Below are 20,728 nucleotides of genomic sequence, written 5' to 3'. Positions count from 1 at the left end.
GTCAGGCCAGGCGTTCGTGCCAGGACGTGAACGCCGCGACGAGGTCGCCAGGCGCGCCGGCTTCGCACAGCCGCCGCGTTTCGTCCTCGATGTACTCCCGATACAGCGGGGCCAAGTGCGCCAGCAGGGCCGGTTCCGCCTCGGCCGGATCGAGCGGCTCGCCCGCCCGGACCCGCGTCGCCAGGTGGACCAGCGGCGCCGCCGAAGCGCCGGGACGGCCGAGGTACCAGGCGATCGCCTCGTCGTTGGTCGCCGCGCGGCCGGACTCCATCGCGCCGGTGCACCCGAAGCGCAGCGGGAAGAACACCGCCTTCGTGAACCACACCTTGTCGGCCAGCAGCCGCTTCGGCCGGTGGAACTCGGCGACCACCTCGTCGGCCGCCAGGACGGCGACGGCGAACCGCGCGGTCTCCAGCAGCAGCACCGTGTCGTCCGGGTGGGCCACCTTCCCGGCGATCTCCTCGCCGGTCAGCAGCGCGCCGCGCTCGGCCAGTTCCAGCCGGTCGATCGCCGGGAAGCGCCCGTCCTCCTCGCCGCGGCTCAGCGCCGGCAGCGAACCCCAGAACACGGACAGCTTGCGGTGCAAGGGACTGCGCTCGCGAAGCCGCTCACCGAGGGTGTCGAACGTGGCCGGGTCGTCGTCGTGGCGGTCGGCCAGGACGACGGCGAGGTCGATGTCGCTCACGGCGGCGGAGTACCCGCCGTAGGAGAGGCTGCCCAGGAGGTAGGTCGCGACGAGCCGTTCGCCGAAGGTTTCCTGGTAAGCACGAACGGCTTCGTCGGCGACGGCCCGGGCCGCGGCGGTGGGGTCGGTGATCGTCATGCCGCGACGGTATCGCGCTTGGCGCACTCGGCGATGCGGTTCGAGACGACCCCGATCACCTGCCAGGCCCGGTCCAGCACGGTGACGAGCGCGTCGACGGTCCAGTCGTCGCGCTGCCGCAGCACTTCGTAGCCCATTTCGAGGTGTTCGACGTCGGCCTCGTCGTGCAGCTCGAAGTACTCGTCCTCGGGAAACGCTTTCGTGCCCGCCTGGCTGAACACCAGGCTCCCGGCTTCGAGGGCGAGGTGCGCGAGCACGGCGCGCTGGACGCCGGGCAGCACCGCGAACTGGTCGACGAACCACGACGCGCCCGCCTCGATCACCGGGTCCCAGACCAGCTCCCGGTCCTCCGCGCGGCTGCGGGCCAGGATCTTGTCGTGGCCGATCTCCTCCTCCTGGTGCTCCAGCGCGAGCGCCCGCAGCTTCGGGTCGGACTCGTAGGTGACGCGTGCGCTGATCATCCGCTGGAAGGCGTTCGACCACGGCTGCAGGTAGGTGAGCACGGCCTTCTTGGTCTCGTCCGACGTGGTCTCGTCGGTCAGCAGCCGGATCAGCTCCGACCCCTCGTATTCGCGTTGCCGTTCCTCGTTGTAGGCGGCGACGCGTGCGACGTCCTGCTGGGACATGGCCGGCTCCTTCCGGTGGTGCTGCGGCAGATCGTCTTTCCGGAGCCCCTACGCGGGATCGACCGGCACGAGCTGGTCGAAGACGGGGAACCGGAAGTACGTGGTGACGTCGCCGCGGCGGCCCGCGGCGCGGTGGCTGACCAGCTCCAGCAGGCCGCGGCTTTCGGCCAGCGGCCCGGGGGCCAGCGCGGCGGCGAGCGCGCGGAACCGGCCGGGATCGACGCCTTCGCCGGCCAGCAGCGCGGCGGTGCGGTCCACGGCCTCGGCGTCACCGGAGGCCAGTGCGGGGAGGCGGAGGTAGGTGGTGGCCTCGGCGGCCCGGTCCAGTCCGGACCGGAACGCCAGGCAGCTCAGCGCGGCTTCCCCGGCGCCTTCCCGGTCACCGGTCAGCACCCGGTAGGCGGCCGCGGCGGCGGCGCTGTCGTGCCGCTGTGCGACGGCGGCGATGCGGTTCAGCTCGGCGACGTCGGCGTTGTGGTTGCGGTAGTAAATCTTCACCCTGGCGTCGGCGCCTTCGGCGACGTCCACGGCGAAGAACTCGATCTCCCGCTCGCCGACGGCGTCTTCGACCCGCCGGCGCGCGTCGTCCCACGCCGGGGTCAGGCCGAGCCGGTCCATGGCTTCGCCGACCGCCGCGTAGCGGTGGGACAGCGGCCACTCGTACAGGCCGAAGTAGGACTTGTGGACGATCCGCGACGGCGGCCGCCAGGCGACCGAGTGCCACAGCGGCGCCGTCGACGGCCGGCCGGCGCGCGCGGTGAAGAGTTCGTGGATCCGGCCCCAGTAGCGGGTTTCCCCGGTGTCCACCGCGGGATCCGGGTCCTCCTCGCCGAGGGTGTCGAACAGCAGGCGCAGCTCCGGGTGGTCCCCGGACCAGTTCACCGACAGCTCGGCCGGGAACCCGTCGCCGGCCACGTAGGACGGCCGCGCGGGCTTGATCCCGATCGGGTCGCCGCTCCACGAGGGGAGCAGCCCGCGCAGCATCCGGGTGGTCCGCACGGCTTGGTCGACCGGGATCTCCAGCGCCTCGCACGCCGCCGCCCACAGCCCACCCAGGAAATCGCCGAACAGCCGGCCCCGTGCTGGGTAGTTTTCCCTTATATATTCGGGAAACCACGGCAATCGACTGGTCACGTCCGGATGCTATCAGCGTGGTGCAGCCTCAACTAAAAAGCTGTACCCGGGTGGTCCAACCAATTGCGCCATGTGGGTCTGCCGGCATTAGCCCTGGCCACAGAGGGGTACGGCACTGTCCCGACCGGACAAAGCAAGACATCAGACCGTGGCGGGTACCACGGTCATCGCGTGCTTGACCAGACGAATCAGGGCCAGTTTGCTGGAATCCCGGTCACGTGCGTCACACATGACGATCGGCACACGGTCGGGAATGACCAACGCTTCCCGGATTTCGTCCGGGGTGTACCGCGGCGCCTTGTCGAAGCAGTTCACCGCGACGACGAACGGGATCTTGCGGCGTTCGAAGAAATCGATGGCCGCGAAGCTGGTCTCCAGGCGCCGGGTGTCGATGAGCACGATGGTGCCGATCGCGCCGCGCGCCAGGTCGTCCCACATGAACCAGAAGCGCGCCTGCCCCGGCGTGCCGAACAGGTAGAGCACGTGCCGCGGCGAGATGGTGATCCGTCCGAAGTCGAGCGCGACGGTCGTGGTGGTCTTGCGCTCCACGCCGGACAGGTCGTCGACGCCGGCACTGGCCTCGGTCAGCACCTCTTCGGTCGTCAGCGGCGGGATCTCGCTGACCGAGCCGACCATGGTCGTCTTCCCCGCGCCGAACCCGCCGGCGATGATGATCTTGACCGGGGTGGGGACCATGTCCACCCCGGAGCCGTCAGTACCTGATGAGGCCATCGAGAACCGCCTGGAGAGTTTCGAGGTCCGGCGCCTGGGCCGGATTGTGGGTGGGGGAGCGCGTGATGACGAGGCCGCGTTCGATCAGGTCGCCGCACAGCACCCGCACGACCCCGAGCGGGATCTTCACGTAGACCGCGATCTCCGCGATGGACACCGGGTTGCGGCACAGCTGCACGATCGCCAGGTGCTCCGGGCCCAGTCCCATCGGCTCCTGTTCGGAGCGCAGGGTCATCACCTGGGTCGAGAGGTCGAGCCGGGCGTACTCGCCCGGCGTCCGGCCGCTGGTGATCGTGTAGGGCCGCACGAGCGGCCCCGCGGCCTCGTCGTACCAGCCTTCTTCCCCGCTCACGTGGCCTCCCGTAGTACGCGTGCCGCGTCGCGCGGCGCGGACGCCAGGTAGTCCCCGACGCGCTTGACCAACCGGTTCATCTCGTAGGCGATCATCTCGACGTCCACGCTGTCCGCCGCCAGCACGGCGAGGCAGGCGCCCTGCCCCGCCGCGGAGACGAACAGGTAACCGCGCTCCATCTCGATCATGTTCTGCAGGACCGGGCCGCGGTTGAACTGCTTGCTCACCCCCTTGGCCAGGCTGACCAGGCTGGAGGCGATGGCGGACAGCTGGTCCGAGTCGTCCTTGCTCATGCCGGCCGACTTGCCGATCAGCAGCCCGTCGGAGGACAGCACGATGGCGTTCTGCGCGCCGACGACGCGGCTCACGACGTCGTCGAGCAGCCAGTTGAGATCGGGTTTCGCGTTCCCGTACTCGTTCATGCTCCAGAGACCTTGACTTTCCTGTGGTGACGACTTTCCTATGTGGACGTTCGGGGGGTGACGCGGCTTACGAGTCTTCGGCGCCGTCGCGGCCTCGCCGGGTGCCCTTGTGGAAGGCCGCGAGCGTGCGCGCGGTGCCTTCACCCGGGGCCACGTCGGGCACGGCGTCGTCCTCCGGCTCGTTCTCCAGCTGGGCGACGAGGTTCTGCTGCGGCTCGCGCCGCGGCAGGCGCGGCCGGTCGTCGAGCCGCTCCTGCGGCGGCTCCGGCGGGCGGGCGGCGAGCCGCTCCTCCAGCGCGGCCGGCGGGGCGGGCGGCGGGTCGAGCGGGGCCCGCACCGGGTACGGCCGGGGCTTGACGTCCCGCTTCATCGGGATCTGACCGGTGAACGAGCTGGGCGTGTCCATCGAACGCAGCGAGCTTTCCTGTGCCGGTGCCTGAGCGGGGGCGCCCACGGGGGCGAGGATCGCGGTGTCCTCGGGCCGGGCGAACTCGGCCTCGTCCGGGCCGCCCGCCTGGTCGGTCGCCAGGTGCGCGGTCGGGACGAGCACGGTGGCCCGCAGGCCGCCGTAGCGCGAGGGGTCGAAGGTGACGGTCATGCCGAGCTTGGCCGCCAGCCGCGCGACCACGAACAGGCCGAGGCTCGAGTCGGCCCGCAGCGCCATCGCGTCGAACTCGGGCGCCTCGGCCATCATCTCGTTGGCCCACTGCCGGACGCCCTCCTTCATGCCGAGGCCCTGGTCCGACACGTCGACCACGACCCCGCGGGCGACCGCGCGGCTGGTCACCTCGACCGGCGAACCGGGCGGGGAGAACGTCGTCGCGTTGTCGACCAGCTCGGCGATCAGGTGGATCGTGTCGGCCACCGCCGCGCCGGCGATGGCGACGTCGGCGACCTGCTCGACCTGGACCCGCGCGTACTGCTCGGTTTCCGAGACCGCCGCGCGCAGCACCTCCATCAGCGCCACCGGCTTGCGCCAGCGGCGGCCCGGCTGCTTGCCGCCGAGGATGATCAGGTTCTCCGTGGTGCGCCGCGCCCGGGCGGCGAGGTGGTCGAGCTGGAACAGCGACGCCAGCTGCGTCGAGTTCTCCTCCCGGGCCTCCATCTCGTCCAGGATCTGCAGCTGCTGGTGGACCAGGACCTGGTTGCGGTGGGCGATGCCGAGGAACACGTTGTGCACGCCGCTGCGGGCCTTGGCCTCGCTCGCCGCCGCGTTGACGGCGGTCAGCTGGGCGACGTTGAACGCCTCGGCCACCTGCCCGATCTCGTCCCGGCCGTGGTCGAGCTGCGGGAGCTCTTCGTTCAGGTCGACGGATTCGCCGTTCTTCAGCCGGTCCACGATGTTCGGCAGCCGGTTGCGGGCGAGGTCGAGGGAGTCGTTGCGCAGCCGCGCGAGGCGCGTCATCAGGGCCCGGTCGACGAGCGAGCGGGACACCCGGACCGCGACGATGATCGCCGCGAGCGAGGCGAGCAGGGCCAGCACACTGCCGATGATCGCGTTGCGCAGCTGGGCGTCACCGGAGTCGATGGCCGCCGCGGAGACCTTGTCGGCCTGGTCGATCGCCATGTCGTTGAGGCTCTGGGCGACCTTGCTCGTGGCGCTCTGCCAGTCGGCGCTGCCGACCGGCGGGCCGTCCCGGTCGCTGCCGGACCACGGGCCGTGCTTGACGATCGCGTCTTCGGCGCCGGACAGCTGCTTCCAGGCCGTGCCGGTGGTCAGCGCCTCGTACTTCGCGCGGACCGCGGGGTCGAGGAACGGCGCGATCTGCGTCAGCTGCGTCTTGTAGTACCCGGACAGCTGGGTGAACTGGACGAAGTCGTCGGGGGCGAACGTCCCGGACGCCAGCGCCGTCGAGACGAGCGACGTCTCGCGCGACATCATGTCGCCGGCGCGGAAGACCGACGTCGCGGTGATGCCGCCGTAGGCGGCCGCGGCGTCCGGCACCACGCGCGCCTGGGTGTCGAACAGGTTCGACGCCGTGTCCAGCACGCCGTTGTAGTACGTGTTGACCTGGGCGCGGTCGATGCTGCGGAAGCCGATCTGCGAGCGCAGCACCGGCAGCTGGTCGAACTGGTTCTTGAGCGCGTTGACCTTCGTCGCGATCTCGTCGGGCGCGCTGGAGATCGTGGCGGCGAAGGCGTTCTGCAGCACGACGAGCTTCTGGTCGGTGGCCTTCTGCTGCGTCTGCAGCCGGGTCTGCCCCAGCCCGGGGTCGTCCAGGTACTGCAGCGCGACCTGGCGCTCCTGCTGGAAGGCGGCCAGCGCCGTGGCGGCGGGGATCGACACCTCGCGCACGGAGGCCGCGACCAGCCGGACGTAGAGGCCGTTGACGAAGAAGTACGAAGACAGCGCCGTCCACAGCACCAGGAGCGTCACACTCGGAATGAGGACGGTCCTGGTGAGCCTTTTGCGGATCGACTTGTCGTACGGCTTGTCGGACTCGTCTTTGTCGTCTTTGTTACGCACGGGGGTTCACGTACTCCTGAGTGACGGTCGGCGATAAGGGGGGACCCGGTCGAGGAAGCAGACACGACGATGGGACACAGTGGCCGCCGTCACTCGTCTTCGCCTCACCCTCCGTGTTGCCGCAGTATCGATCAGGGTCCGTTTTTTACCACGAACTACTGAGGAGCGGCGGAGCTGGCCCGGCCCGCGGACGGTTGTCCGGCGCCGGGCGAACACCGTTTACCGTCCGCTGCGGGGTCGTTACCGCCATTTGCGCGGGTCTCGGCGCCGCACGCCAATTCGCAGTACTGGGGACTAGGCTGAACGGGTGAATCCGAATTCGTTCGGAGTGATCGTCGCGGTAGCGGGAAGAACGGCGCTACCGCCGTTCGGGTTCTTCGACGATTTCACCGGAATCGGCGGCCGTCCAGGCGGTGAGCCGCCCGGCGAGACTGCGAACTTGATCACGCAGCGCGTCCGGCGTCTCGATCGCGAACGGGCGGTCCAGGGACGCGAGCAGGGCCGGGACCCAGTCCAGCCGCTCGGCCCGCAGCCGGACCCGCACCCAGCCGTCGTCGCCCGGGATCGCCGTCACGGTCGCGATCCCGGCCGGGAGCCGCGGCCGGACCTGCTCGGCGCTCGCCCGCACCCGCACCGAGACGTCGTGCGGGCGCGGCACTTCCGCGAGCCCGGCGAGGACCCGCTCGCCGGGGTCGAACCCGTCGGGCACCGTGAAGGAGCCGGCCGCGGGCGTCGCGGACGCGATCCGGTCCAGCCGGAACGTGCGGACCTCGCCGCTGGCCGAGTCTTCGCCGGTGACGTACCAGCGCCCGGAATGGGCGACGATCCCGTACGGGTGCACGGTGCGTTCGCTGCGCCGCCCGTCCCACGCCGTGTAGGCGACGGCGACGGGCCGCCGGTCCCGCGCCGCTTCGGCGAGCGTCAGCAGCACGGCCGTCTCGGGACTCGTGCCCGCTTTCGCGGGGGTGGTGAAGTCGAGGGTTTCGAGCAGCGCGTCCAGCTTGCGGCCGAGCGCCTCGGGCAGGACGCGGCGCACCTTCGCGGTGGCGCTTTCCCGGGCGACGGCGGAGGTGGCTGCTTGCCCGGTAACCAGGCCGAGGAGCACGGCGAGCGCTTCGTCGTCGGTGAGCATCAGCGGCGGCATCCGGAACCCGGGCGCGAGCCGGTAGCCGCCGTAGCGGCCGCGGACGGTGCGGACCGGGACGTCCAGGTCGATCAGGTGGGCGGCGTACCGGCGGACGGTGCGCTCGTCCACCTCCAGCCGCCCGGCCAGTTCGGCGACGGTGCGGGTGCCGCCGCCCTGCAGGATCTCCAACAGGGCGAGCACCCGGGCGGTCGGTCGCGTCACGGCCTGAGTCTGACACGAATACCGGGCGGATCCCGCCCGGTATCCGCTAGCCCTGGTCCTCTTCGCGGACCGGCAGCGGCCGGCGCGGTTCCCGCACCCCGGCGGGATCGCCCCCGCCGGTGATCCAGACGGTGACGGTGCCCCAGCGAGCCAGCCGCGTCCCGGCCTCGGGCAGCTGCGCGACAACGCGGCCGTTCAGCAGGGGATGGGGGCTGTCGGGATCGGGACCCTGCACGAAGAGCCCCGCGTCATGCCCGGAAAGCCAGGCGTCGAGCGCCTGCCTGCCCCGGAAGTTCGGCACGATGACCGGTTCGTCCAACTGTGCTCACCCGGTCCCAATTTACCGGATCCCGACGGCCTTGGCGAGGTACCTTCCGGGCATGTGCCGCTACGCGGAATCCGTCTACCGGGTGCATTACGTCTGCGTGCCGTGCCGCCGCAGCCGCAAGGACGCCTGGGACGGCGCGGAGCACCGTTGCCCGTCGTGCCGCCGGCCGATGGTCTTCGCCGGCCACGACTTCGCGGCCCCGCCTCGCCGGGACGTCTCGGGCTGGGCCGCGGTGGCGGCGGTGCTCGAGGCCGGCTTGAGGTACGAGGGTTTCGAGCCGTGCGGCTGCGGCCGCGAACCGAAGTTCCGGCCGGCAACCAGCGCCCAGGTCCGCGCCCGCCGCCGCATCGCCCACCGGACCGGAGTGCCCGAGTCCGAGGCGCTGGCCACCCGGGACCCGCACGACCTGGCCTGACCCGCACCACGCCCGCCCCCGCCCCCGCAGCCGCGGTCGCGGTCGCGGTCGCGGTAGGAATGGTGGTCACGCGGCCTGATTCCCGCCGCGCGCGCCCGTGGTCGCAAGGGCGAGGGCCATGCGGCCGCCCGACTCCGTGGCCACGAGGACACGTGGCCAGCTTCGCCACGTCCGACCCTGCGATCGCAAGGGCACATGGCCATGCAGCCGGTTTCGTCGCGCCCGCCCCGGTGGTCGCAAGGATGAGGGTCATGCGGCCGGTTTCGTCGCGCCCGACTCTGTGGTCGTAAGGGTGCGTGGCCGTGCGGCCGGTTTCGCCGTGCCCGACTCTGTGGTCGTAAGGGTGCGTGGCCGTGCGGCCGGTTTCGCCGCGCCCGCCCCTGCGGTCGCAAGGAGGCGTGGACATGCGACCGGACTCGCGCTGCGGTTTCGCGGGGACCGGTGGTCCGGAGCGCTCCGGCCTGATCCGCGCTGCGGCCGGTAACCCGGCGCCGCGGGCCCGCCCGCGCGACTCGACCTGACTCAGCTCGCCCTACACCGGCATTGGTCGCGTCCCGGGGAAGCCACGACCGGACTGAAACCGAGCGATTGACAAAGGTGCGGCACTTGTCAATCGAACTGTACATACTCTATTGTTTTGTAAACCCAGCCAACGGAGGAGGGTGTGATGAGCGAAGTGACCGGGACCGTGCCCGCCGGGTCGACCGAGGTGTGGCGCGATCGCAAGCGGTACCTGTGGCTGATCGGGCTGGTGGTGCCGTCGCTCGCGTTCCTCGCCATCGGGCTGCACGCCGCCACCGGGTGGGGCGTCTGGTTCTGGATCGGGCCGATCGTGATCCTCGTGGTCGTGCCGCTCATCGACCTGGCCGCCGGGCTCGATCGCAGCAACCCGCCTGACGACGTGCTCGAACGGCTGGAAAAGGACCGCTACTACCGCTGGATCACCTTCGCCTTCCTGCCCATCCAGTACGTCGGTTTCGTCGCCGCGTTCTGGCTCGTCGCGCGCGGTGAACTGTCCGTCGTGGACAAGATCGGCCTGGCGATCTCGATCGGCTGCATCGGCGGGATCGGCATCAACACCGCGCACGAACTGGGGCACAAGAAGGAGAGCCACGAGCGCTGGCTGTCGAAGATCGCGCTGGCGCAGAGCTTCTACGGCCACTTCTACATCGAGCACAACCGCGGCCACCACGTCCGGGTCGCGACGCCGGAGGACCCGGCCAGCAGCCGCGTCGGCGAAAGCTTCTACCGCTTCTGGCCGCGCACCGTCTTCGGCTCGCTGAAGTCCGCGTGGCGGCTGGAGCGCAAGCGGTACGCCCGGCGCGACAAGCACCCGTACCGCATCGGCAACGACGTCCTCAACGCCTGGCTGATGTCGGCCGTGCTGTGGGCCGCGATGATCGCCTGGCTGGGCGTCGGGATCCTGCCCTACCTGGTGATCCAGGCCGTGGTCGGCTTCTCGCTGCTCGAGGTCGTCAACTACATGGAGCACTACGGCATGCTGCGCCAGCGCGTCGGCGCGCCCGATCGACGCCGGTACGAGCGCGTGGATCCCAGTCACAGCTGGAACTCCAACAACATCGCCACCAACGTCCTGCTCTACCACCTGCAGCGCCACAGCGACCACCACGCCAACCCGACCCGGCGCTACCAGACGCTGCGCGACTTCGCCGAGTCGCCGGTGCTGCCCACCGGGTACGCCGGGATGATCGTGCTGGCGCTCGTCCCGCCGGTGTGGCGCCGCGTGATGGACCCGCGCGTGCTCGGCCACTTCGACGGCGACCTCTCCCGCGCGAACCTGCAACCGTCCAAACGGGACAGGATCCTCGCGCGGTACGGCACCCGGGTCACTGCACCCGAAGACAAGGCCGATTCCCACGGCGACGCCACCGAAGGCGGCATGTGCCCGGGCTGCGGGTACGTCTACGACGAGAAGCTCGGCGACCCGCGCGAGGGCTTCCCGGCGGGGACGCCGTGGTCGGAGATCCCGGACTCCTGGTGCTGCCCCGACTGCGGCGTCCGCGAGAAGGTCGACTTCGTCGCGCCGGGACGGGTGGGTGCGTGATGCGGATCGAAGCGGACCGCGGCAGGTGCGACGGCCTCGGCATGTGCGAGGCGATGGCACCCGACTTCTTCGAGGTGGGGGACGACGGCACGGTCGTCGTGCTCGACGAGCGGCCCGGCGAGGACCACCGCCAGGACGTCGCCGCCGCCGTGGACTCCTGTCCCGTGCTGGCCCTGAAACTGACATGACGCTCGTCGTCGCGGGCGCGTCCCTGGCCGGGCTGCGCGCGGTCGAGTCCGCGCGCCGCACCGGCTACCGCGGCCGGATCGTGCTGGTCGGCGCCGAGGACCACCTGCCCTACGACCGGCCGCCGCTGTCGAAGGCGTTCCTCGACGCCGGCGGCCCGGCCGAGGTGACGCCGTTCCACCCGGAAACCGTGCTGCGGGACGAACTCGGCGTCGAGCTGATGCTGGGCGCCCCGGCCGAAAGCCTCGACCCGGCCGCCCGCGAGGTGACGGCCGGCGGCACCGCGATCCGGTACGACGCCCTGGTCATCGCCACCGGCGCGACCGCCCGCCGGCTCGCGGGGGCCCGTGCGCTGCGGACCGCCGAAGACGCCGTCGCGGTGCGCGCCGCGCTGGACGAGGGCGCGCGCACCGTCGTGATCGGCGCCGGGTTCATCGGCAGCGAAGTCGCTTCTGCGGCCCGGAAACGCGGCCTGCCGGTGACGATCGTCGAAGCCCAGGCCGTTCCGCTCGTCCGCGCGGTCGGCGCGGAAGCCGGGGCGGCGCTGGCCGGGCTGCACCACGCGGCGGGCACCGATCTGCGGCTCGCCACCGAGGTCGTCGAGGTATCAGAAGGCGTCCGGCTGGCCACCGGCGAAGTCCTGCCCGCGGACCTGGTCGTCGCGGGCATCGGCGCCGTCCCGGCCACCGGCTGGCTCGAGGGCAGCGGCCTGACGCTGCACGAGCGCGACCGCGGCGTGGTCTGCGACGCGACGCTCGCCGCGGGACCACCCGGCGTCTACGCGGCCGGTGACGTCGCGCACGTGGCGAACCCGCTGTTCGACGGCGAGCCGATGCGGCTGGAGCACTGGACGAACGCGGCCGAGCAGGGCGCGGCCGCCGCCCGTCACGCGCTCGACCCGGCGTCGGCGCGCGCCTTGGCGCCGGTGCCGTACTTCTGGTCCGACTGGTACGGCCACCGCATCCAGTTCGTCGGGACGCCGCACGCGGACGAGGTCGTCGTCCAGGACGGCACCACGCTCTACCGGCGCGCCGACCGGGTCGTCGGCGCGCTCACCGTCGACCGGCCGCGCGAGATCATGAAGCACCGCAGGCGGATCGCGGCGCGCGCCCCGTGGTCCGAAGCGCTGAAGGCCACCGCCTAGGATGCGCACCATGAGCGGGGCGGTTCCGGCGCAGGCCGAAGGTGGTCAGCACCGGCGGCCGATCATCACCGCGGCGATCGAGCTGACCGCGAAGTCCGGCTGGTCGGCGGTCACCATGGCCCGGCTGGCCGAGCTGGTCGGCGTCAGCCGCCAGACCGTCTACAACGAGATCGGCTCCAAGACCGCCCTGGCCGAGGCGATGGTCGCCCACGAGCTCGACCGGTTCCTCTCGGTCGTCTCGGCGGCGTTCGAGCGCCACCCGGACGACCTCGTCGAGGCGATGTACGACGCCGTCCGCGCGGTGCTGGAGCTGGCCGACGACAACATCCTGCTGCGCGCGATCGCGACGGCCACCCACGGCACGGACACCGAGCTGCTGCCGCTGCTGACCACCCGGGCGAGCATGCTGCTCACCGGCGCGAAGACCATGCTGGCCGCCCGCGTGGTGTCCTACCACCCGGAGCTGACGGCCGAGCAGGTCGCGGTGGTGATCGACGTGGTCGTGCGCACGGTGCTCAGCCACGTGATGCAGCCGTCGGACACCCCGGCCCGCACCGCGGACGCCCTGGCCTGGGTGGCCGCACGCGTCCTCGGCGTGGAGACGCACCCGCGCCTGCGCCACGCCTGAGCCGTCAGGGCCGGGGGATGTTGCGCAGGTTGCTGCGCGCCAGCTCCAGCATCCGCCCGACCCCGCCCTGCAGCACCGTGCGGGTCGAGGCCAGCGCGAACCCCCGCACCTGCTCACCCGTGATGTGCGGCGGCAGCGAAAGCGCGTTGGGATCGGTCCGGACGTCGACCAGGAACGGGCCCGGCGACGCCAGCGCCCGCTCCAGCGCCGGGCGCACGTCGGCCGGGTCGTCCACCGCCACGGACGCCAAGCCGCACGCCGCCGCGATCGCCGCGTAGTCCGCCGTGCCGTGGTCGGTCTCGTAGAACGGGTAGCCCGCGACCATCATCTCGAGCCGGATCATGCCGAGCGAGCCGTTGTTGAACACGACCACCTTGAGCGGCAGGTTCTGCTCGCGGACCGTCAGCAGCTCGCCCAGCAGCATCGACAGCCCGCCGTCGCCGGACAGCGAGACCACCTGGCGGCCCGGCGCCGCGGTCTGGGCGCCGATCGCCATCGGCAGCGCGTTGGCCATCGAGCCGTGCCGGAACGACCCGAGCACCCGGCGGCCCGGCCCCGGCGTGAGGTAGCGGGCGGCCCACACGTTGCACATGCCGGTGTCGACGGTGAAGATCGTGTCGTCGCCCGCGACGTCGTCGAGCTGCGCGGCGAGGTACTCCGGGTGGATCGGCCGCAGCTTCGTGATGTCCTTGGTGTAGGCGGAAACGACGTTCTCGAGCGCCTTCGCGTGCCGCCGCAGCATCTTGTCCAGGAACGCGCGGTCGGTCTTCGGTTCCAGCAGCGGCAGCACCGCGCGCAGCGTCGCCCCGACGTCGCCGGTGACGCCCAGCTCCAGCGGCGTGCGCCGGCCCAGCCGCGCGGCGTCGCGGTCGATCTGCACCGTGCGGCGGCCCGGCAGGAAGCTGTCGTACGGGAAGTCCGTGCCCAGCAACAGGAGCAGGTCTGCTTCCTGTGTCGCCTCGTAGCAGGCGCCGTAGCCGAGCAGCCCGCTCATGCCGACGTCGTACGGGTTGTCGAACTGGATCCACTCCTTGCCGCCGAGCGAGTGCCCCATCGGCGCGCTGACCTTCTCGGCCAGCGCCAGCACCTCCGCCCGCGCGTCCCGGACCCCGGCGCCGGCGAACAGCGCGACGCTCCCGGCCCGGTTGATCAGCTCGGCGAGCTCACGGACGTCGTCGGCGGCCGGCTCCTCGACGGGCGTGCGGTAGGCGAGCGGGCTCGTCCCGGTCTCGTGCGCGATCGGCCGGGCGCCGATGTCACCCGGGATCACCAGCACGGACACGCCGTGCCGGCCGACCGCGGTCTGCATGGCGATCCGCAGCAGCCGGGGCATCTGCGCGGCGCCGTTGACCATCTCGGTGAAGTGGCTGCAGTCGTCGAACACCCGCTCCGGGTGGGTCTCCTGGAAGTAGCCGGTGCCGATCTGGTTCGACGGGATGTGCGACGCCAGCGCGAGCACCGGCGCGCCGCTGCGGTGGGCGTCGTACAGCCCCTGGATCAGGTGGGTGTTGCCGGGCCCGCAGCTGCCGGCACAGACCGCCAGCCGGCCGGTGACCTGGGCCTCGGCGGACGCCGCGAAGGCCGCGCCCTCCTCGTTGTGGGTGTGCACCCAGTCGAAGTCCGGGTGCCGCCGGACGGCGTCCGCGATCGGGTTGAGGCTGTCGCCGACGAGGCCGTAGATCCGGCGCACACCCGCCGCGTACAGGACTTCGACGAGCTGTTCCGCCACAGTGGTGGCCATCAGGTGTCCCCTTCGCGCCGCGGTCCGTCCTTGATCGACAGTATTACCGCAGCCCGTGCCGGTCCGCCCAGGCCGAGATCTCGGTGGCGATCTCCTTCGGGCGATCTTCCTGGGCGTGGTGCCCGGCCTCGCCGCACGCGACGACGTCCAGCGCGGCGATGTTGTCCGCGCACCACTTCGCCATCGCCTCGCCGATGAGCAGGGTGGGTGAGCCTTCGAACGTCAGCAGCAGCTTCGGGACGTCTTCGCTGGCCGCCAGCCACGCGTCGTAGGCCTCGATGCGCGTGACGAGCCCGGCCGGGTCGCCGCCGAGCGGCAGCTGGCGGGCCCAGGCGAGGATCGGGCGGCGGCTTTCGGGCGTCGGGAACGGCGCGAGGTAGGGCTCGAGATCGGCGACCGGCGTGCGCACACCGCCGGTGAAGGCCTGCCGGACGAACAGGTTCTGCTCCAGCACCATCTCTTCGCCGACGCCGGGCGTGCGGATCTTCCGGGACCGTTCGGCCGCCTGCGGCGAGAGGTCTTCCCAGGCCATGGGCTTGACGATCGTCTCGAAGAACGCCAGCCCGCGGACCCGGCCCGGGTGGCGCGCGGCGAAGTCGAAGGCGAGCGCGCCGCCCCAGTCGTGCCCGACGAGCACGACGTCGTCCAGGCCGAGCGCGTCGAACCAGGCGCCGAGGTAGCGGGCGTGGTCGGCGAAGGCGTACGGGACGTCGGGCTTGCCCGAGCGGCCCATGCCGATCAGGTCGGGGGCGAGCAGCCGCCCGGCGCCGACGTGCGGCAGGACGTTGCGCCAGCCGTACGACGAGCCGGGGTTGCCGTGCAGGAACACGATGGGGGAGCCGCTGCCGGACTCTTCGTGGTGGATGACCGAATCGAGGACGGGGGTTGCGGGCATGGCCGTTCCTTCAGGAGGGATCCAGTGGGGTGTCGAGCAGGAGGGTGAGCTCCCGGACCAGCACGTCGGTGCGTTCGCCTTCGCGGCCGCCGAGCGGGGCCAGCAGCCGGTCGAGCAGGGCGCTCACCGTGCTGATGGCCGGGCGCACGATCTCGCGGCCGTGGCCGGTGAGCGTCAGCCGGATGGTCCGGGTGTCGGCGGGGTCGCGGGTGCGTTCGATGAGCCCGTCGGCGTCGAGCGAGCGGGCCAGCTTGGAGACGTAGAGCGCCTCGAGCCCGGTCTGGTCGGCGAGCTCGCGCTGGCTCGGCGGCTGCCCCGTGCGGTCCAGGCCGTACAGCGACGCCATCAGCACGTACTGGGCGTGCGTCAGGCCCAGCGGCGCCAGCGCGCGGTCGACGGCCACGCGCCACTTCATGGACAGCCGCCAGACTAGATAACCCGGCGTCGGCCCGTTCGATGTCCTGCTCATGGCCGATACAGTACATGGCTACTAAATACATGGCTACCGTTTGTCGCCGCGCGCTGCCTCAGTCAGGCCAGCTCGCGGATCCGGGCCATCGCGTCCCGGACCTCGGTGAAGCCGGTGGTCAGCGGGCTGAGCCCGAGCCGGATGCCGTCGGGACGGCGGAAGTCGATGATCACGCCGTGCTCGATGAGCCGCGCCGACAGCCGTTCGGCGTCCGGGTGCCGCACGGTGACGTGCCCGCCGCGGCGGTCGTCCTCGCGGGGCGAGGCGATCGTGAAGCCGAGCGGGACGAGCCACGCGTCGGCGAGGTCGAGCACCCACCGGCCGAGCGCGACGGCCTTGGCGCGCACGCGCGTGATCCCCGCTTCGGCCAGCAGCGCGACGCCTTCCTGGACGCCCACCATGCCGAGCACCGGCGGCGTGCCGGACAGGGCACGGCGGATGCCCGGCGCCGGCTCGTAGTGCGCCGCCATGCCGAACGTGTCGGCCGCGCCCATCCAGCCGGTGATCGGCTGGGCGAAGGCGTCCTGGTGCCGGGCGGCGACGTAGAGGAACGCGGGCGCGCCGGGTCCGGCGTTGAGGAATTTGTACGTGCAGCCGACCGCGAAGTCGGCCTCGGCGGCGTCCAGCTCCACCGGGATCGAGCCCACGCTGTGGCAGAGGTCCCAGACGGCGAGCGCGCCGCGCTCGTGCACCAGCCGCGTGATCCCGGCCAGGTCGGCGATCGCGGCCGACCGGTAGTCCACATGGGACAGCACGACCGCCGCGGTCCGTTCGCCGACGGCTTCCGCGACCTGCTCGGCCCCGAAGCCGTCCCACGGATCGGCGTCGATCCACCGCACGGTCAGGCCCAGCTCGGCGGCGATGCTTTCGACGAGGAACCGGTCGGTGGGGAAGTTCGCGGTGTCCGTGACGATCTCGTCGCGCCCCGGCCGCAGCGCGACGGCGGCCCGGATCGTCTTGTAGAGACAGACGGACGTCGAATCGGCGACGATCGCCTGGCCCGGCGCGGCCCCGAGCGCGACGCGGCCCAGGTGGTCCCCGATCCGCCCGGGCAGCGTGAGCCAGTGCTCGTCCCACGACCGGATCAGCCGTGAACCCCACTCCTGGGCGACGACCTCCTGCAGCCGTTCCGCGGTGGCGAGCAGGGGACGGCCGAGGGAGTTCCCGTCGAGGTAGGCGACGACGCCGGGGTCGGCGATCGGCACGAACCGCGCCCGGAACGGCGCCAGCTCGTCGGCGGCGTCGAGCCGCCCGGCGCGCTCGGCCGAGACGTCCGCGGTCAGCGGGCCTGCTCCTTGACGTTTTCCTTGACCCGCGCGGTTTCCTTGCGCACGTCTGCCTGGACGGCGCGCTCGCGCACCAGCCACTCGGGGCTTTCGGTCTTCAGCGCGTCGATCTGCTCGGTGGTCAGGGCGCCGGTGATGCCGCCGCGCGCGAGGCCGCCGATGGAGACGCCCAGCCGCGCCGCGACCACCTGCCGCGGGTGCGGCCCGGTGCGGCGCAGCTCGCGCAGCCACTCGGGCGGGTCGGTCTGCAGCGCGTTCAGCTCGTCGCGCGACACGACGCCGTCCTGGAACTCCGGGGGCGTGGCTTCGAGGTACACACCCAGCTTCTTCGCCGCGGTCGCGGGCTTCATCGTCTGGGTGGTCTTGTGCGACGTCATGCCGACCAGGGTAGCCAGCGCCCGCCCGGTAACCTGACCCGGTGACCGGCCCGGACGTCCCCGATACCTTCCGGCTCGCGTACGTCCCGGGAGCGACGCCCGCCAAGTGGGTGCGGACCTGGGCCGAGCGGGTCCCGGAAGTGCCGCTGCAGCTGGTGCCCGTGGCCGCCGCGGACGCCACCGCCCTCGTGCGCGAGCGCGGCGCCGACGCGGCGCTGCTGCGCTCGCCGATCGACCGCGACGGCCTGCACGCGATCCCGCTCTACACCGAGACGACGGTCGTCGTCGTCCCCAAGGACCACGTGGTCGCCGCGGCCGACGAGGTGGCCGTCGCTGACCTGGCGGAAGACGTCGTGCTGAACCCGCTCGATGACACGATCGAGTGGGATTCGCTCCCGGGACGCCCGGCTCTGGAGCGCCCGGCCACGACGGCGGACGCGATCGAGCTGGTGGCCGCGGGCATCGGCGTCCTGGTCGTGCCGCAGTCGCTCGCCCGGCTGCACCACCGCCGCGACCTCACCTACCGGCCGGTGGCGGACGCGCCGCAGTCGAGCGTGGCGCTGTCGTGGCTGGAGGACGAGACGACGGACCTGATGGAGGAGTTCATCGGCATCGTCCGCGGCCGCACGGTGAACAGCACCCGCGGGCGGCAGCAGCCGGCGCCGGCTCCCGCCGAACGCAAGGCGCCGGCCCGCAAGCCCGCCGGCGGGAAGTCCGCGAAGCCCGGCGCCGGGCGCCGCGGTGGCGGGGTGGCCAAGCGCGGGAAGCCGCGGCGCCGGTCCTGACGCCTCAGTCCGTCGCGCAGACGCAGTTGCCGTCGGCGCGGTGCGGGAGGTCGGGGTCGTCGAACCAGTGGCCGTCCTCGCCGAGGTAGCGGAACTGGAGCACGGTGCCGGGCACCACCTCGACCGACGTCGAGCGGCGGCCGTTCGAGCGCGGCTGCAGGTGGTGGCGGCCGGGGGTCCAGTCGTTGAACGAACCCACGACGCTCACGCGCCCCGGCGGGGCGCCGATGGGCAGGCTGAAGGTGACGCGCCGGGCTCCGGCGCGGCTCTTGCTGATCTTGATCACTCGGCGGTGGCCCTTTCACGGGACGGTCGGGAGGGCGTGCTCGACGCTGAGCGCCGCCCATGATCGCACACCTGTGACGATTTGGTCACGAAGAGTGCTCAAAAGGGGGACACCGCCGCTCAACGGTGCGCCACCGACCGGGTGGACTCGCCGCGATCCATGATCATCTTGCTGTTTTTCGAGGCTCCCGGTGCAAAACTGGCTGCCGTGACCATCACCGTTGATCGTCTCGTCCAGGACCCGTGTGCCTGGCTCAGCGCCGCGACCCACGAGCTCGCCGACGCGCCACCGGCCGACACTCGAGCGGTGCTCCTGACGGTGTGGGACGGGCTGGCCGCCGCGCGGCTGGCCGGCCTGCACGCCGCCACGGCGTCGCCCGGGTGGCAGGCGCGGCAGCGCTGCGCCGAAGCGGTCGAATTCGACCTCGCCGTGCAGCTGGCCAAGGACTGCACCGTCGCGCCCGGCCTGGCCGTCCCGGCCCGGCTGCCCGGGGCCGCGGTCGACTGGACGTCGGAGCGGGCCGACGCCGCGGTCGCCGTGATCATCCGCTTCTGCCGCACGGCCGAGCGCGTCCTGCGCCGGGCCGGCGAGCTGCGGCCGGTGTGGGAGGACAGCCTCCTCGGCCCGGTCGCGCTGACCCGCTGGCTCGGCGACTGCTGGGCGGGCCGCCACACGTGCTGCCCCCTGCGGCTCCCGGCACCCCCGCCCCCGTGGTGGCGCTGAGCGTGTCCGTCAGGTGAAGGCGGAGGCGGGGCCGGCGAGAGGAGCATCGGTTGAGACTGGCCGAAGCCACCCGTACTTCCCTGCGTGAACTGCTGGCAGCCGAGCTGGCCGACGCGGGAGCCCGGGCCCGCAACGCGGGCTGCCCACCGGAAATCCTGGCCGAGTTGTTCGCGGCCCGGCTGAGTTCGGCCGCCGAAGCCGCTCAGGCCCCCGACTCGTGCGATGGTCCGTGAAGGCCACATTGAGGGACTCAGAGTCCCTCAATGTGGCCTTCACGGATTTGAGGCCGGGGCGGTCAGCGGGCGAGCAGGGCCAGCGCCGAAGCTCCGGTCGGCTTGGGTTGTGCGTGAGGCGTGGCCGGGCTTTCGTCGGTTTGGGGCCGGGGTGGTCAGCGGGCGTGGACGGCCGGTGCCGTGGCTCCGGAAGGTCCGGTCGGCTTGGGTTGTGTGTGAAGCATGGCTGCGTTTTCGTCGGTTTGGCGCCGGGGCGGTCAGCGTGCGAGCAGGGCCAACGCCGGAGGTCCGGGCGGCTTGGGTTGTGCGTGAGGTGTGGCCGGGCTTTCGTTGGCTTGCTGCCGGGGTGGTCAGCGGGCGGGGACGGCCGGTGCCGTGGCTCCGGAAAGTCCGGCCGGTCTGGGCTGTGCGTGAAGCGTGGTCGCGTTTTCGTCGGTTTGGCGCCGGGGTGTCAGCAGGCGAGCAGGGCCAGCGCCGAAGGGCCCGCCGGCTTGGGTTGTGCGTTAGGCGCGGCCGGGCTTTCGTCGGTTTGGCGCCCGGGGCGGTCAGTGAGCGAGCAAGGCCAGCACCGTGGCCACGATCCGGTCCAGCCGGGCGTCGTCGGCCAGTGCGGTGGCCAGCCAGTCGTCGCGCGGGGATCCGCTGTGCGGCAACGCCTCGAGCGCGCCCGCGCCGAACACCACCCGGACCACCGCGGGGACGGCCGTCGCCGGGTCCTGGCCGCGGCCCAGCCGAGCCTCGATCGCGCGCAGGGCCTGTTCGGCGAGGGCGGTGAGCCGCGCGTCCTCGACTTCGTGCGGGCGCACCAGCTCCAGCGGCGACAGCTCGGCCGAGTTCTCGGCCGGCATCGGCGCGACCGGCGCGCGCTTGTGCCCGAGCGGACGTTCGACGTGCGCGGTGTACCACTTCGGCCGGGTCCGCATGGCCGCCAGCACCGTCCGCACCTCGCGGTCGAGCGTGTCGCGCAGGTCGTGGACGGCCGGCTTGCCCGTGACCTCCGCGCGGCGCGCGGCCCAGCCGGCCAGTGGCCACAGCTCGCCGCCCGCGGTCGCCGGGACGCCGACCCAGAGCAGGATCTGGACGGCGAGTTCGCCCAGCCACGGGTCGCGCCCGAGCGCGTCGTCCAGCCAGCCCGGCAGCCGGGGCCGTTGCAGCGCCCCGATTGCGCCGCGCCGCTTCCGGTGCGCGTCCACGGTCGCCCGGAACCACCTGTTCGGTCCAGCGAATACGACCGATCGCGCGGAAGTCCGCGTGCCACAATCG

The 20,728-nt window shown here is 72.2% G+C and carries 24 protein-coding genes; 8 read left to right on the top strand and 16 right to left on the bottom strand.

From position 1 onward, the window contains the following. Position 1: 1 nt before the first annotated feature. The 9 genes from VA596_RS30030 to VA596_RS29990 all read right to left on the bottom strand — a co-directional run bounded on the left by VA596_RS30030 (position 2) and on the right by VA596_RS29990 (position 8,223). Complete coding sequence (locus tag VA596_RS30030) at positions 2 to 823, bottom strand: hypothetical protein (protein WP_323331538.1); 822 nt, start codon at positions 821 to 823, stop codon at positions 2 to 4. Further along, complete coding sequence (locus VA596_RS30025) at positions 820 to 1,449, bottom strand: hypothetical protein (protein WP_323331537.1); 630 nt, start codon at positions 1,447 to 1,449, stop codon at positions 820 to 822. Before VA596_RS30025 ends, VA596_RS30030 begins: the two co-directional genes overlap by 4 nt. Before the next feature lie 48 nt (positions 1,450 to 1,497). Beyond that, positions 1,498 to 2,583, bottom strand: coding sequence for a hypothetical protein (locus VA596_RS30020; RefSeq protein ID WP_323331536.1), 1,086 nt, complete (start codon positions 2,581 to 2,583; stop codon positions 1,498 to 1,500). A gap of 141 nt (positions 2,584 to 2,724) precedes the next feature. Then, entirely contained in the window at positions 2,725 to 3,279 is a 555-nt protein-coding gene (locus VA596_RS30015; RefSeq protein ID WP_323331535.1) for a GTP-binding protein, read from the bottom strand. 16 nt (positions 3,280 to 3,295) lie between these two features. After that, complete coding sequence (locus VA596_RS30010) at positions 3,296 to 3,667, bottom strand: DUF742 domain-containing protein (protein WP_323331534.1); 372 nt, start codon at positions 3,665 to 3,667, stop codon at positions 3,296 to 3,298. Beyond that, positions 3,664 to 4,089 carry a roadblock/LC7 domain-containing protein gene (locus VA596_RS30005; RefSeq protein WP_323331533.1) on the bottom strand — a complete coding sequence of 142 codons (426 nt, stop codon included), beginning with the start codon at positions 4,087 to 4,089 and terminating at the stop codon, positions 3,664 to 3,666. Before VA596_RS30005 ends, VA596_RS30010 begins: the two co-directional genes overlap by 4 nt. Before the next feature lie 67 nt (positions 4,090 to 4,156). Further along, on the bottom strand, positions 4,157 to 6,556 hold the full coding sequence (locus VA596_RS30000; RefSeq protein ID WP_323331532.1) for a sensor histidine kinase: 2,400 nt from the start codon (positions 6,554 to 6,556) through the stop codon (positions 4,157 to 4,159). Between the two features lie 358 nt (positions 6,557 to 6,914). Continuing rightward, entirely contained in the window at positions 6,915 to 7,904 is a 990-nt protein-coding gene (locus VA596_RS29995) for a helix-turn-helix transcriptional regulator (protein ID WP_323331531.1), read from the bottom strand. A gap of 46 nt (positions 7,905 to 7,950) precedes the next feature. Beyond that, positions 7,951 to 8,223, bottom strand: a complete 273-nt coding sequence (locus VA596_RS29990) for a PASTA domain-containing protein (RefSeq protein ID WP_323331530.1) — start codon at positions 8,221 to 8,223, stop codon at positions 7,951 to 7,953. 61 nt (positions 8,224 to 8,284) lie between these two features. Here VA596_RS29990 and VA596_RS29985 point away from each other — a divergent pair, with 61 nt between their 5' ends. The 5 genes from VA596_RS29985 (at position 8,285) to VA596_RS29965 (ending at position 12,670) form a co-directional block, all read left to right on the top strand. Beyond that, on the top strand, positions 8,285 to 8,647 hold the full coding sequence (locus VA596_RS29985) for a hypothetical protein (RefSeq protein ID WP_323331529.1): 363 nt from the start codon (positions 8,285 to 8,287) through the stop codon (positions 8,645 to 8,647). Between the two features lie 667 nt (positions 8,648 to 9,314). Further along, positions 9,315 to 10,712, top strand: a complete 1,398-nt coding sequence (locus VA596_RS29980) for a fatty acid desaturase (protein ID WP_323331528.1) — start codon at positions 9,315 to 9,317, stop codon at positions 10,710 to 10,712. Continuing rightward, positions 10,712 to 10,900, top strand: a complete 189-nt coding sequence (locus VA596_RS29975) for a ferredoxin (RefSeq protein WP_323331527.1) — start codon at positions 10,712 to 10,714, stop codon at positions 10,898 to 10,900. Before VA596_RS29980 ends, VA596_RS29975 begins: the two co-directional genes overlap by 1 nt. Then, on the top strand, positions 10,897 to 12,042 hold the full coding sequence (locus tag VA596_RS29970) for an NAD(P)/FAD-dependent oxidoreductase (protein WP_323331526.1): 1,146 nt from the start codon (positions 10,897 to 10,899) through the stop codon (positions 12,040 to 12,042). The genes VA596_RS29975 and VA596_RS29970 overlap by 4 nt, the downstream gene beginning before the upstream one ends. A 1-nt stretch (position 12,043) precedes the next feature. Beyond that, entirely contained in the window at positions 12,044 to 12,670 is a 627-nt protein-coding gene (locus tag VA596_RS29965; RefSeq protein ID WP_323331525.1) for a TetR/AcrR family transcriptional regulator, read from the top strand. 4 nt (positions 12,671 to 12,674) lie between these two features. On the opposite strand, the gene VA596_RS29960 is transcribed toward VA596_RS29965, so the two are convergent. The 5 genes from VA596_RS29960 to VA596_RS29940 form a co-directional block, all read right to left on the bottom strand. Continuing rightward, complete coding sequence (locus VA596_RS29960) at positions 12,675 to 14,411, bottom strand: pyruvate dehydrogenase (protein WP_323331524.1); 1,737 nt, start codon at positions 14,409 to 14,411, stop codon at positions 12,675 to 12,677. A gap of 43 nt (positions 14,412 to 14,454) precedes the next feature. Further along, a complete protein-coding gene (locus VA596_RS29955; RefSeq protein WP_323331523.1) occupies positions 14,455 to 15,306 on the bottom strand; it encodes a haloalkane dehalogenase in 852 nt (283 codons plus the stop codon). Between the two features lie 10 nt (positions 15,307 to 15,316). Further along, the gene (locus VA596_RS29950) at positions 15,317 to 15,775 is read right to left on the bottom strand and encodes a MarR family winged helix-turn-helix transcriptional regulator (protein ID WP_323331522.1); all 459 of its coding nucleotides are present in this window, start codon (positions 15,773 to 15,775) and stop codon (positions 15,317 to 15,319) included. Between the two features lie 62 nt (positions 15,776 to 15,837). Beyond that, positions 15,838 to 17,058 carry a kynureninase gene (locus VA596_RS29945; RefSeq protein WP_323331646.1) on the bottom strand — a complete coding sequence of 407 codons (1,221 nt, stop codon included), beginning with the start codon at positions 17,056 to 17,058 and terminating at the stop codon, positions 15,838 to 15,840. Further along, positions 17,055 to 17,438 (bottom strand): DUF5997 family protein, encoded by a 384-nt coding sequence (locus tag VA596_RS29940; RefSeq protein WP_323331521.1) that lies wholly within the window; start codon positions 17,436 to 17,438, stop codon positions 17,055 to 17,057. The genes VA596_RS29945 and VA596_RS29940 overlap by 4 nt, the downstream gene beginning before the upstream one ends. A gap of 41 nt (positions 17,439 to 17,479) precedes the next feature. Between VA596_RS29940 and VA596_RS29935 the strand changes: the two genes are divergently transcribed. Further along, entirely contained in the window at positions 17,480 to 18,223 is a 744-nt protein-coding gene (locus VA596_RS29935; protein WP_323331520.1) for a LysR substrate-binding domain-containing protein, read from the top strand. A gap of 4 nt (positions 18,224 to 18,227) precedes the next feature. Here VA596_RS29935 and VA596_RS29930 read toward each other — a convergent pair whose 3' ends face one another. Further along, a complete protein-coding gene (locus VA596_RS29930) occupies positions 18,228 to 18,509 on the bottom strand; it encodes an early set domain-containing protein (RefSeq protein ID WP_323331519.1) in 282 nt (93 codons plus the stop codon). A 207-nt stretch (positions 18,510 to 18,716) separates the two neighbouring features. On the opposite strand from VA596_RS29930, the gene VA596_RS29925 reads away from it, so the two are divergent. Next, positions 18,717 to 19,232 (top strand): hypothetical protein, encoded by a 516-nt coding sequence (locus tag VA596_RS29925; RefSeq protein ID WP_323331518.1) that lies wholly within the window; start codon positions 18,717 to 18,719, stop codon positions 19,230 to 19,232. 50 nt (positions 19,233 to 19,282) lie between these two features. Beyond that, complete coding sequence (locus tag VA596_RS29920; protein ID WP_323331517.1) at positions 19,283 to 19,465, top strand: hypothetical protein; 183 nt, start codon at positions 19,283 to 19,285, stop codon at positions 19,463 to 19,465. 545 nt (positions 19,466 to 20,010) lie between these two features. Here the strand turns inward: VA596_RS29920 and VA596_RS29915 are convergent. Next, positions 20,011 to 20,658 carry a hypothetical protein gene (locus tag VA596_RS29915; protein ID WP_323331516.1) on the bottom strand — a complete coding sequence of 216 codons (648 nt, stop codon included), beginning with the start codon at positions 20,656 to 20,658 and terminating at the stop codon, positions 20,011 to 20,013. Positions 20,659 to 20,728: the final 70 nt, after the last annotated feature.

The sequence above is a fragment of the Amycolatopsis heterodermiae genome, from assembly GCF_034929455.1.
Taxonomy (GTDB): Bacteria; Actinomycetota; Actinomycetes; order Mycobacteriales; family Pseudonocardiaceae; genus Amycolatopsis; species Amycolatopsis heterodermiae.
The sequence above is the reverse complement of the archived record's forward strand: the minus strand, read 5'-3'. Positions and strand labels throughout refer to the sequence as shown.

What these genes read in the sequence shown, in the direction of transcription:
- VA596_RS30005 (WP_323331533.1), bottom strand. Translation starts at nt 4,089, where the DNA reads ATGAACGAGTACGGGAACGCGAAACCCGATCTCAACTGGCTGCTCGAC.
- VA596_RS30030 (WP_323331538.1), bottom strand. Translation starts at nt 823, where the DNA reads ATGACGATCACCGACCCCACCGCCGCGGCCCGGGCCGTCGCCGACGAA.
- VA596_RS29980 (WP_323331528.1), top strand. Translation starts at nt 9,315, where the DNA reads ATGAGCGAAGTGACCGGGACCGTGCCCGCCGGGTCGACCGAGGTGTGG.
- VA596_RS30025 (WP_323331537.1), bottom strand. Translation starts at nt 1,449, where the DNA reads ATGTCCCAGCAGGACGTCGCACGCGTCGCCGCCTACAACGAGGAACGG.
- VA596_RS29970 (WP_323331526.1), top strand. Translation starts at nt 10,897, where the DNA reads ATGACGCTCGTCGTCGCGGGCGCGTCCCTGGCCGGGCTGCGCGCGGTC.
- VA596_RS29965 (WP_323331525.1), top strand. Translation starts at nt 12,044, where the DNA reads ATGCGCACCATGAGCGGGGCGGTTCCGGCGCAGGCCGAAGGTGGTCAG.
- VA596_RS29950 (WP_323331522.1), bottom strand. Translation starts at nt 15,775, where the DNA reads ATGAGCAGGACATCGAACGGGCCGACGCCGGGTTATCTAGTCTGGCGG.
- VA596_RS29975 (WP_323331527.1), top strand. Translation starts at nt 10,712, where the DNA reads ATGCGGATCGAAGCGGACCGCGGCAGGTGCGACGGCCTCGGCATGTGC.
- VA596_RS29985 (WP_323331529.1), top strand. Translation starts at nt 8,285, where the DNA reads ATGTGCCGCTACGCGGAATCCGTCTACCGGGTGCATTACGTCTGCGTG.
- VA596_RS29960 (WP_323331524.1), bottom strand. Translation starts at nt 14,411, where the DNA reads ATGGCCACCACTGTGGCGGAACAGCTCGTCGAAGTCCTGTACGCGGCG.
- VA596_RS30015 (WP_323331535.1), bottom strand. Translation starts at nt 3,279, where the DNA reads ATGGTCCCCACCCCGGTCAAGATCATCATCGCCGGCGGGTTCGGCGCG.
- VA596_RS29955 (WP_323331523.1), bottom strand. Translation starts at nt 15,306, where the DNA reads ATGCCCGCAACCCCCGTCCTCGATTCGGTCATCCACCACGAAGAGTCC.
- VA596_RS29940 (WP_323331521.1), bottom strand. Translation starts at nt 17,438, where the DNA reads ATGACGTCGCACAAGACCACCCAGACGATGAAGCCCGCGACCGCGGCG.